Genomic DNA, 10511 nt, shown 5'->3' with positions numbered 1-10511 from the left:
GCCGACAAATCCCAAACAGGACAGTCGAGACGTCAGTCAGCCGAGGGGTCAGACCCACCGGGAGCGTCACCACGTCACATCCTCACTGTCAGCCGAGCTTCATGACGTAGCCCGCGTGGTGCAGCTCGTCGCCGCTGAACTCTCCGTAGGCCCAGAAGCCGAGGTCGTCCAGGTAGTCGATGCGGTCGCCGTCGATCCAGTAACGGCCCTGGTAGGCGTGCGGGCGGCCGCCCCGTGTCTCGTCGTAGCGGCCGTCTGCGGTGAGTTCCTGGTGCAGGAAGTCGTTCCTGTCGATCCAGACGCCGACGCGCGGGCTGCCAGTGAGGTCCTCGGTGGCCGGGATGCCCGCCTCGGGGGCGTCGGTCCGGCCGGGGACGCCGGTGCCGGCCCACAGGACCGGCCGGCCGGCCGCGACGAGTGCGCGGACCTGATCGGGCCGGGCGATGAGCGTGGCCACGGCGCTCGGCACGTCGGCCGCGAGCGCGTCGGGCATCACCACGAAGTCGGTGCTGTTTCCCGGCGTCAACGTCGCGACGTACTGCGAGCGGTGGCCACGACCGCCGGCCAGCGCCACCGTGTCCACGACGGCGGGCGCGATGGTCGTGCCGGTGCAGTCGACGACGATGGCATTGTCGTCCTGAGCGGCGGTGATGATCCCCGGGCCGACGCCCACGAGCAGGGAACCGACGAACAGGAGGTCGGCGCCGGTCATGGTCCCGATCAACGGGTCCATGGTCAGGATGCGGGCGTTGGTGAACAGGACGGGACGGCCCTCGTCGTTCGAGAGGATCTCGTCGAGGGCCTCGGGGTTCCACCTCACGGTGTCCATGCCAGTGCCGGTGTCGGTGTCGGTGGTACTCATTGAGTACTCCTCGGTGGAGTCGGCTCATCGGTCCGCCCGAGGCGCCCAGGAGCGCCGGTGCAGCTGCGAGGCGGATGTCCGGCAGCCAGGACGGCTGCCCGGCCACCACGTTCGTCGCACGGCGGCATCGGAACCAGGCCGCTGTTTCCCCAGGTGCGCGGCACCCAGGAAGCCCTCACCTGGGCAGACGGGGACCTGGTCCCCCTCGGCCGCTCGGGCCACGGTGGAGCCATGACCACCAACGACACGCCCCGCGCCCCGCACCCCTATGTCGGAATGTGGGTGACCGCGGACGGGTTCATCCGCCAGGAGCTGCTGCCGAACGGCCGCTACGACGAGGCCCGCGGCAACCGCCGGAGCGCCTACACCGGCAGCTACACCGTCACCGGAAACCACCTCGACTACCTCGACGACACCGGCTTCACCGCCACCGGCGACATCCGCGACGGCGTTCTCTTCCACGAGCACCTGGTGCTCTACCGCGAGGACGACGAGCGCCCCCGGCAGGGGGCCTGAGGCAGCCCTCGCCCGGTTCGGTTGGCATCTGCGGGGGGGCGGAGGCGGCAAGAGGCGTGGTCAGGGACACAGGGCGGTTCGCTGCTCTGTACAACTAGGATGATCGCGCCGTACGCGCGGACATGTCAGCCGCCCGGTTTCCCCTGACCCATGCCCGTGGGGCGGGCTGCTTCTGTGCGCTGTTCGGCCTCTTCCGCTACAGGTAACACCCCTGGAGAACCGAGTGCGCACACGCAAGAGATCCGCGAGACCGGCTACCGGCGGCCCCCGCACTGCGGGCGGGCGGCCGGAGCGGGGCAATCGGATCGTCGTTCTCGACGCGTTGCGGCTCGTCGCGGCCCTGATGGTGGTGTTCTACCACTATGTCGCGTTCGGTGAAGGGTGGGACGGTCCTCAGGCGCCGCTCTTCCCCGTCATCTTCCGGCCGTCCGCATACGGGTGGCTGGGGGTGCACCTGTTCTTCATGATCAGCGGCTTCGTCATCTGCATGAGCTGCTGGGGGCGTACCGTCTCGGACTTCTTCACCTCCCGGGTGATCCGGCTGTTTCCCGCCTACTGGCTGGCCGTGCTGGTGACCACGGCGGTGGTCACCCTGGTACCGGGTGGCCTGGAGCCGAAGGCGTGGCGCGAGGTGCTGGTCAACCTGACGATGCTGCAGTGGCCGGTCGGCATCACCCATGTCGACGGGGTGTACTGGACGCTCTGGGCCGAGCTGCGCTTCTACCTGCTGTTCGCTCTCGTCGTGTGGCGCGGCCTGACCTACCGGCGGGTCGTCGCCTTCGCCTGCGTCTGGGCGACCGCCGCCCTGCTGGCCAAGGGTTACGGTTCCGGACCGCTGAGTGACCTCGTCATGGCCCAGTACTGCTGGTTCTTCATCGCCGGCCTGGCCTTCTACCTGATCCACCGCTTCGGGCCGAACCTGCTGCTCTGGGGGATCGTGGCGCTGTGCTTCGTCATGGGCCAGCTCTCCGCCTTCCAGGGCTGGCGACGGACCCTGCGGTACGTGGGCGACAACGTTCCCGCCCTGGGCGTGGCCGTGCTGATCACGGTCTTCTTCGTCGTGATGGCGGGGGTCGCCCTGGGCTGGTTCCACCGCGTCGACTGGCGTTGGCTGCCCGCGGCCGGGGCGCTCACCTACCCGCTGTACCTGTTCCACGAGTCCATCGGCTGGGAGATCTTCCACCACCTGCAGTACCGGGTGGACCACTGGGTGCTGCTCGGTTCCACCGTGCTCGGCATGATCCTGCTGGCCCACTTGGTGCACCGCCTCGTGGAGAGGCCGGTCTCGAAGAGGCTGAAGCGCGGACTGAGCTCGGCCTTCGCACAGGTACGGGCCGCCGACGATACCGGTGCCGGTGCCGGTGCCGGTGCCCGCGACGAGCGTGGTCCTGGGGCCGGGCCCCGGGCCGTCGTGGTGCACACCGGGCTGTCGATCCCGGAGCAGGCCGCTCCGGGACGGGAAGGCGTCGCGCTGCCGCACCCTGGATCCGACTCGTTCAGTAGAGGATGACTCGCCAGCGTTCGACCCACCGGCGCCAGGCGCCGCCCCCGCCACCCCCTCCCCTGATCAGGATGCGATCGTCCTCCAGCTGCCAGACCTCGCCGTACAGCGTCGCGTGCAGGAGGTCCGCCCGTACGGTGTCGTGGATCTCCAAGTCGTTCTCCACCGGACGGTCCCAGCAGTGACCGCAGCGGTCGCAGCTGTAGTCGACGGTCCGGGGATCGGCGGCGGGGCGCGGTGCGCCGAGGCGCACCGCTTCGTGGAAGCAGCGGGGGCACGGGTCGGCCGTGTGCGGGCCTGTCGGACGGGACACCGGGCCATCCTTCCAGGAGGGCGGTGACCGTCCAGTAGGGCGGTCGAGTTCGGCAGGGCCGTCACGTTCGGTAGGGCCGTCACGCACGTGAAGGGAACGCGGCTCAGGCCCCGGCGTCCCGTTCCGGCCAGGTGGCGGTGACGAGCCAGTAGCGGGCCGTCAGGTGTACGCCCCGGTTCGTGGCGTAGGCGCCGAAGGCGTCCGTGGCGGCCCGGTGGGCGCGGGTGACGGACTCGGGGGCGGCGTCGCGCAGCCAGTGGCGCATCGGGCCCCAGCCGAAGAGGAAGGTGGCGGCGTCCGCCGCGTCCGTGCCCCAGGTCTGCGCCACTTCGAGCGGGTCCACGGTGATCGACTCGAAACCCGCCCCGGACAGGACGTGTCCGGTGCGGTCGGGGTCCGCGAAGGCGGCGGGGCCCGTTTCCTGCTTCTCGGAGAAGTCGGGCAGGGTCACGTGCCCGGCCACGGCCGCGAAGATCTCCGCCTGGTCCATCCTGGCGAGCGGCTGCGGGCAGACGAAGGCCAGGCGCCCACCCGGGCGCAGGGCGTGGCCGATGTTCGCGAACGCGGCGACGGGGTCGGCGAAGAACATCACCCCGAAGCGGCTCAGGGCGACGTCGAAGGACCCGCTCTCGAACGGGTGCACCTGGGCGTCGGCCTGGAGGTGGGTGACGTGGGTGAGGTGTTCCCCGGCGGCGCTCGCGCGGGCGCGTTCCAGCATGGGGGCGGACAGGTCCACGCCGACGGCACGGGCCGCGGTACGGGCGGCCAGCCTGGTCAGGCGGCCGTTGCCGCAGCCGATGTCCAGGACGCTGTCGGTGCCCCGGAGGCCGGCGGCCTCCAGGAGCGGGGTGTTGACGGGGTCGTTGAGCGCGTCGTAGCGCGACTGGTGCTCGGCCCAGTGGCGGCCCTCGTAGCCGTTCCACGCCTCGTACTGCTGGGTGTTCACGATCCGGTTCTCATCGGCCATACGTCCCATGGTGCCGTGCGGGGCGGCCGACCGGCAGGTGCCGCCCGGGCGGTGGGGCCGACCCGGCCGACGCCACCCGACGCCCAGCCGACCCCCAGCCGACCCCACCCGACCCTTACCCGACCCCACCCATTCGTTCATGTATGTAAATTCTGTTCATTCTATTGATTCGTGGAATGTCTGTGCGTAGAGTCCGGCCACCTCGCCCGTACGGATTGGACGGAGCTCCCGTGTCGAAGCAACTCCGTAAGCCAGAAGGAGCGCGACGGTTCGGCGCCATCGCCGCCGTTCTCGCCGTGGCCGCAGCCACCGCCACCGGTTGTTCATCAGGTGGGTCAGGTCAACAACAGGACGAATCACAGCCGTTGGAGGTCTGGATCCGGCAGGACGCCGGCAGCCCCGCCGCGGAGTCGGCGGAGGCCCTTACCAAGGCGTTCACCAAGGAGAGCGGTATCGAGGCGAAGCTGGTCGCCGTCGGTGCGACGGACTTCGAGACCAAGCTCCAGCAGCGCACGGCGCAGAAGGACCTGCCGGACATCGTCATCAACGACACCGGCCAGCTGGGGAACATGGTGACCCAGGGGCTGGTCCGCGAGGTGGACCGGGAGGGCGTCGCCGGGAGCGGTGACATCGCCGACCGGGCCTGGGAGGCGGCGCAGGGGTATGACGGGAAGTTCTACGGGGTGCCCTTCAATTCGCAGGCCTTCGCCCTGCTGATACGCAAGGACTGGCGGGAGAGGGTGGGGGCCGACCTTCCGACGTCGTGGGACGAACTGACGGATCTCGCGGTCACGTTCACCAAGGAGGACCCGGACGGCAACGGCAAGGACGACACCGCCGGCATGGTGGTGCCGGGTACCACCACCCGTGGCTATCTGACCTGGTGGTTCTCCACCATGCTGTGGTCGGAGGGCGGTGACTTCGTCAAGCAGCAGGGCGACGGTTATGCGGCCGCGATCGACGAGCCGGCGTCGGTGAAGGCCGTGGAGAAGCTCCAGGCGATGTTCTGCGACTCCAAGGTCGTCCAGCCCGGGGCCAGTACGGCGGACTCCGCCACCACGCACACCGTGTTCGAGAGCGGCAGGGGCGGCATCTACCTGACCGGGCCGTACATGCTGCCGCGCTTCGACGGGTCGCTGGGCAAGGACAAGTACGAGGTGGTCGCGGCCCCGCCCGGCACCGGCGGCAGTGCCGCCCTGGCGGAGGGCGAGAACGTCTACCTGATGGCCGGCTCGGGCAATGAGAGCGGGCAGCAGAAGTTCGCCGAGTTCGCCGCCTCCCCCGCCGGACAGAAGATCGGCATGGGGATCGACAACGGCGGCGTCATCGTCCGGCTGCCGGTCAACACCAAGGTGGACGGGGCGGCCGAGCGCAAGGACCCGCGCTGGGACGTCTTCCAGAAGGTCTACGACGACGCCGGCCGCAACGCGGCGGCCCTGCCCAACTGGTCCACGATCCGGCAGATCTCCTCCGAGGGCCTCAACGGCGTGGTCTCCGAGTGCTCGCGCGACGTGGGGCGGGCGATGGGCGAGCTGGCCGGTGAGATCGACACCGAGCTCGAGAAGCAGGAGGCCAAGGGCTGATGACGGTGACCGAGGCGCGGGCGTCGCACAAGCGGGAGGTCCGGCGCCCGCCCCGTACGGACCCGCCGGTGAAGACGCGGTTGCGGCGGGCCGCGACGCCGTGGCTGTTCCTGGCGCCGGCCCTGCTGCTCTTCCTGTACTTCAAGTTCATTCCCATGGCGCAGGCCGTGCAGATGAGCTTCCAGGAAGTCCGGCCGTTCCTCGGTAACACCTATGTCGGCGGCGAGAACTACTCCGAGATCGCGGGCAGCGCCGACTTCGGGGCGGCGGTGTGGCACACGGTGGTCCTGGCCGTGGCCACGACCGCCGGTTCGATCGTCGTCGGGCTGGCGCTGGCGCTGCTGCTGGAGGGCCAGACCCGGTCGCTGTGGTTCATCCGGTCGGCGATCTTCCTGCCGGTGGTCACGGCCATGGCGGTGGTGGCCGAGGTGTGGCGGGTCATGTACTACCCGGCCGAGGGGGGCGCGCTGAACTCGGTGCTGTCCGTCTTCGGCATGGGCCCCAGCGAGTTCCTCAACTCACCGGACAGCTCGCTGGCGTCCATCGCCTTCGTCGGCATCTGGCGGGGCGCCCCGTACGACATGATGATCTTCCTGGCGGGGCTGGCCGGGGTGGACCGGGTGCTCTACGAGGCCTCCGCGGTCGACGGCGCCTCGCGCTTCCGCCGGATCTGGCACGTCACGGTCCCCGGGCTGCGGCCGGTGTTCGCGATCCTGCTGACCCTGGCCGCGATCCGGGGCCTGCGGATCTTCACCGAGGTGTTCCTGCTCACCAACGGCGGGCCCGACGGTTCGACGGAAGTGCTCCTGACACTCGTCTACAAGCTCGGGCTCGAACGCAACGAGCTGGGGGTGGCGGCGGCCGGGACCGTCCTGTTGTTCGTGATTCTGCTGGCGCTGACCATCGCGTCGCGCCTGCGCCGGAGGGAGGCCCGATGAGGAACGAGACGGCGCTCGGCCTCCAGGAGGCGCGCGGGCCCTGGGGCCGGATGGTGCGGTTCGTGCTGTTCACCGTCCTGTTCGGGATCTTCGCGGGGCCGCTGCTGGCTCTGATGATCGGCGCCTTCACGCCGACCGTGGACCCGACGCAGTTCACCCTGCTCCCCGACCGGCTGTCCCTGGAGAACCTGGAACGGGCGATCGACCGGAACGTGCTGGACTATCTCCTCAACTCGTTCATCGTGGTCGGCGCGGGGCTGGCGCTCCAGGTCCTGGTGAGTGTCTTCGCCGGGTACGCGCTGGCCCGCAAGCGGTTCCGGGGTTCGGCGGCGGTACTGGTGATCATCCTGGCGACGATGATGCTGCCGGAGGAGGTGCTGGCCGTACCGCTGTCGGTGCTGCTGGCGGATCTGCCGGTGCTGCACATCAGCCTGGTCGGCTCGCTGACCGGCATGATCGTGCCGGTGGCGGCGTGGGGCTTCTCGATCCTGGTGATGACCGAGTTCATGAAGGAGATCCCCAAGGAGCTGGAGGAGTCGGCACGGCTGGACGGGGCGGGCGAGTTCCGCATCTTCTGGCAGGTCGTGCTGCCGCTGTGCCGGCCGGCCCTCGGGGTGATCGGCATCTTCGGGTTCACCATGATCTGGGACCAGTACATGCTGCCGCTGCTGGTCGCCACCGACCCGGCGCAGTACACCCTGCCACTGGCGCTGCGCTCGCTGCGCTCCGACGACCAGGTGGGCATCGGGGTGCTGCTGGTGGGCGCGTTCCTGGCGATGGTGCCGTCGGTGCTCGCCTTCCTCGCGCTGCAACGGTCGTTCATCCGGGGGCTGACGTCGGGGGCCGTGAAGGGGTAGGGGCCGACGTCACCCCGAAAAGCCGCCGGGCGCGGGGCCCGGCGGCTTTGGCGCACGGTCCTCCGCGGGCGTGCGCCGGACCGTCGTGTACGGTCCCCGGTCCGGGCACGTCCTTCCCTGTCCCCCGTGCGAGCTACGCGCGGGTGTCCACCGTGAGGTGACGATCCCGGGAGGGCGGATCCGTAGCGTTCGGGGTGGTCGCGGCGGTGGCCCGCGGGTGCTTCGGAGGAGTGAAATCATGAGAGTGGTCTGGCAGTTGCTGGCCGTCCTGGCGGTGTCCATGATCGGGGGACAGAGCGTTTTCGCGGTGAAGGACAATCCGTGGCTCACGCTCGCTCTCGGTGGTCTGACGGTCGCGGCCGCCCTGTTCGTCTACGCCTGGATGGTGGGGCGGACCGAGCGGCGGCCGGTCACCGAGCTGGCCCGCGAGGGGTCCGTTGCCGCGACGGGGCGGGGCTTGCTGATCGGTGTCGCGATGTTCGGGGCCGTCATAGGCAACATCGCCCTCCTCGGGCACTACGACATCGAGGGTCTGGGCTCCGTGCGGGGCGCGGTGGGACTGGCCGGCTTCATGGCCGCCGCCTCCGTGACCGAGGAACTGCTGTTCCGCGGCGTCCTGTTCAGGGTCATCGAGGAACGCGCCGGTACGTGGTTCGCCCTCGTTCCGACCAGTGTGCTGTTCGGTGCGTGGCACATGGCCAACCCGAACGCCACCCTGTGGGGCGCCGCCGTCATCACGCTCGGGGCCGGAACCATGCTCGCCGCCGCCTACGCCGCCACCCGCAACCTGTGGGTGCCGATCGGGATCCACTTCGGCTGGAACTACGCCGCGTCGGGCCTTTTCAGCACCGAGGTCTCGGGCAATGACACCCAGCAGGGGCTGCTGGACGCCTCGACCTCGGGGTCGACACTCATCAGCGGCGGTGACTTCGGCCCGGAAGCGAGCGGGTACGCCCTGCTGTTCGGTGTGCTGCTCACGGTCGCGTTCCTGTGGCTGGCCCGCAGGCGCGGAAACCTGGTCCCCCGTCGTGGGCGTGCCGACCGCGTCGACACCACCGCGGTACTCCCCCGGTGACCGGTCTTCGGCGGGCCCGGGAGGCCTGGGGACGACTCGACGTCACTGTCCGGGACCTGCCGCTCGGCGTGCTGCTCCTGGCCGCGTCGCTGGTGCCGGCCTGGCACAGCCGCGGGACGCAGTTCGGTGGCCTGCCGGACCGCCCGTTCGACGCGGCGGCCTACGCCGCGATCGCCCTCCAGTGCCTCCCGCTCGCCGTTCGCCGGCGGTGGCCCGTCGTCTGTCTCGCCCTGGTGATGCTCGGCTTCTCCGTCGACCAGTTGCGGGGCTACCACTCGCTCGCGGGTACGGCTCTGGCCCTCGCGATGCTGAGCGCGGGCTCGCATCTGGAACGGCACCGGCGCACGACCGCGATCGCCTTCTCGGCGGCGTATGTGCTGCTGGTGGTCGAGTTCTTCCGGCGGGACACGGCTGAGGCACCGTCCGAGTTCGTGACGTTCTACTTCGCGTTGTGCCTCGCGTGGGGCGTCGGGGTGTGGCTGCGCACCACCCGGATCGCGGAGGCAGATCGCCGCCGAAGGGTCGCGGAGGAGACCCGGGCCGCCGAACGAACCCGTATCGCACGGGAGTTGCACGACGTCGTGACCCATCATGTGACCGCGATGGTCGTACAGGCGGAGGCGGCCCGGTATCTGACCGCCGCACCGGAACGCCTCGACGAGACACTGAGCGCCGTGACCGACACCGGCCGCCGGGCCATCACCGACCTGCGGCACCTGCTCGACCTGCTCAACCCCGACCACGGCACCGATGCCAGGACCCCGCCCGTGGGCAGGCTGCTCCCACTCGTCGAACAGACGCGCCGGGCCGGGCAGCCGGTGGAGTTCACCGAGAAGGGGACGCCCGCGACGGCGACCGGAAGCGCCGATCTCGTGGCGTACCGGGTGGTGCAGGAGGCACTGACGAACGCTCTCAAGTACGCTCACGGCAGCCGCACTTCGGTGCAGGTGCAGCACAGCGAAAGGGACATCACCGTGGAGGTCAGCACGGACGGGTCCGGGTCCCGGGCCTCCACGTCACCCGGCGGGAGCGGACGGGGGCTCGCCGGTCTCCGTCAGCGGGTCGACGTCCTGGGTGGTGAGTTCAGCGCGGACGGCCGTCCCGGCGGCGGCTTCGTCGTGCGGGCGCGGATACCCGCCGGGGGTTCGTCGTGACCGTCCCGCCGATCAGGGTGCTGGTCTGCGACGACCAGATGCTGATCCGCACCGGGCTGGTGACGATCATCGACGCCCAGCCCGATCTGGAGGTGGCGGGCGAGTGCGGTGACGGACGGGCCGCCGTCGACCTCGCCGAGAAGGTGCGCCCGGACGTCGTGGTGATGGACGTCCGGATGCCGGTGCTCGACGGCATCGAGGCCACCCGGCTGCTGGCCGGTGCCGGCGTGCCGGATCCCGTCAAGGTGCTCGTGGTGACGACGTTCAACCTGGACGAGTACGTCTACGAGGCGCTGCGGGCGGGGGCCAGCGGGTTCCTGCTCAAGGACGCCCCGCCGGACCGGCTGCTGCACGGGATCCGGACCGTGGCGATGGGCGCGGCGCTGCTGGACCCCGACGTCACGCGCCAGCTCGTGGGCCGGTACGCCGCCCGGATCCGGCCCGCCGAGGGCGGCCCGCGGGACATTCCGCTGACGCCCCGCGAGCTGGAGGTCCTCCGTCTCATCGCGGAAGGGCTGTCCAACAGCGAGATCGCCGCGTCCCTGGTGATCAGTCAGGAGACGGTGAAGACCTTCGTCTCCCGCATCCTCTCCAAACTCCATCTCCGCGACCGCGTCCAGGCGGTCGTGTACGCGTACCGCCAGGGCCTGGTGACCTGACGCACCCCGTGAGGTATCCCACAGGCGTGCTACCTCGGCGTAACTCGCGTACGCCATCGAAGGCTTGTCTGGTGTGTCGCGCGTCA

The 10511-nt window shown here is 70.2% G+C and carries 11 protein-coding genes; 8 read left to right on the top strand and 3 right to left on the bottom strand.

Features of this window, described 5'->3' with window-relative positions; translation table 11 throughout:
• Nucleotides 1-88: 88 nt before the first annotated feature.
• Entirely contained in the window at nt 89-862 is a 774-nt protein-coding gene (locus ACIF9R_RS04110) for an Atu4866 domain-containing protein (protein WP_399973950.1), read from the bottom strand.
• A gap of 231 nt (nt 863-1093) precedes the next feature.
• On the opposite strand from ACIF9R_RS04110, the gene ACIF9R_RS04105 reads away from it, so the two are divergent.
• Nucleotides 1094-1378, top strand: a complete 285-nt coding sequence (locus ACIF9R_RS04105) for an Atu4866 domain-containing protein (RefSeq protein ID WP_399973948.1) — start codon at nt 1094-1096, stop codon at nt 1376-1378.
• A gap of 223 nt (nt 1379-1601) precedes the next feature.
• A complete protein-coding gene (locus ACIF9R_RS04100; RefSeq protein ID WP_399973946.1) occupies nt 1602-2888 on the top strand; it encodes an acyltransferase family protein in 1287 nt (428 codons plus the stop codon).
• Here ACIF9R_RS04100 and ACIF9R_RS04095 read toward each other — a convergent pair.
• Nucleotides 2875-3192, bottom strand: coding sequence for a hypothetical protein (locus ACIF9R_RS04095; RefSeq protein WP_399973944.1), 318 nt, complete (start codon nt 3190-3192; stop codon nt 2875-2877). The two genes, ACIF9R_RS04100 and ACIF9R_RS04095, sit on opposite strands and share 14 nt — an antisense overlap.
• A 103-nt stretch (nt 3193-3295) precedes the next feature.
• A complete protein-coding gene (locus ACIF9R_RS04090) occupies nt 3296-4159 on the bottom strand; it encodes a class I SAM-dependent methyltransferase (RefSeq protein WP_399973941.1) in 864 nt (287 codons plus the stop codon).
• A gap of 365 nt (nt 4160-4524) precedes the next feature.
• Here ACIF9R_RS04090 and ACIF9R_RS04085 point away from each other — a divergent pair, with 365 nt between their 5' ends.
• From ACIF9R_RS04085 to ACIF9R_RS04060, 6 genes are all read left to right on the top strand, one after another.
• Nucleotides 4525-5742, top strand: coding sequence for an extracellular solute-binding protein (locus ACIF9R_RS04085; protein ID WP_399973939.1), 1218 nt, complete (start codon nt 4525-4527; stop codon nt 5740-5742).
• Nucleotides 5742-6680, top strand: coding sequence for a carbohydrate ABC transporter permease (locus tag ACIF9R_RS04080; RefSeq protein ID WP_399973936.1), 939 nt, complete (start codon nt 5742-5744; stop codon nt 6678-6680). Before ACIF9R_RS04085 ends, ACIF9R_RS04080 begins: the two co-directional genes overlap by 1 nt.
• Nucleotides 6677-7537 carry a carbohydrate ABC transporter permease gene (locus tag ACIF9R_RS04075; protein WP_399973933.1) on the top strand — a complete coding sequence of 287 codons (861 nt, stop codon included), beginning with the start codon at nt 6677-6679 and terminating at the stop codon, nt 7535-7537. Before ACIF9R_RS04080 ends, ACIF9R_RS04075 begins: the two co-directional genes overlap by 4 nt.
• Before the next feature lie 238 nt (nt 7538-7775).
• A complete protein-coding gene (locus ACIF9R_RS04070) occupies nt 7776-8612 on the top strand; it encodes a lysostaphin resistance A-like protein (RefSeq protein WP_399973930.1) in 837 nt (278 codons plus the stop codon).
• A complete protein-coding gene (locus ACIF9R_RS04065; RefSeq protein WP_399973928.1) occupies nt 8609-9766 on the top strand; it encodes a sensor histidine kinase in 1158 nt (385 codons plus the stop codon). Before ACIF9R_RS04070 ends, ACIF9R_RS04065 begins: the two co-directional genes overlap by 4 nt.
• A complete protein-coding gene (locus ACIF9R_RS04060; protein ID WP_399973925.1) occupies nt 9763-10425 on the top strand; it encodes a response regulator in 663 nt (220 codons plus the stop codon). Before ACIF9R_RS04065 ends, ACIF9R_RS04060 begins: the two co-directional genes overlap by 4 nt.
• Nucleotides 10426-10511: the final 86 nt, after the last annotated feature.

Source organism: Streptomyces sp. NPDC086080, assembly GCF_044540255.1.
Classification (GTDB): Bacteria; Actinomycetota; Actinomycetes; order Streptomycetales; family Streptomycetaceae; genus Streptomyces.
The sequence above is the reverse complement of the archived record's forward strand: the minus strand, read 5'-3'. Positions and strand labels throughout refer to the sequence as shown.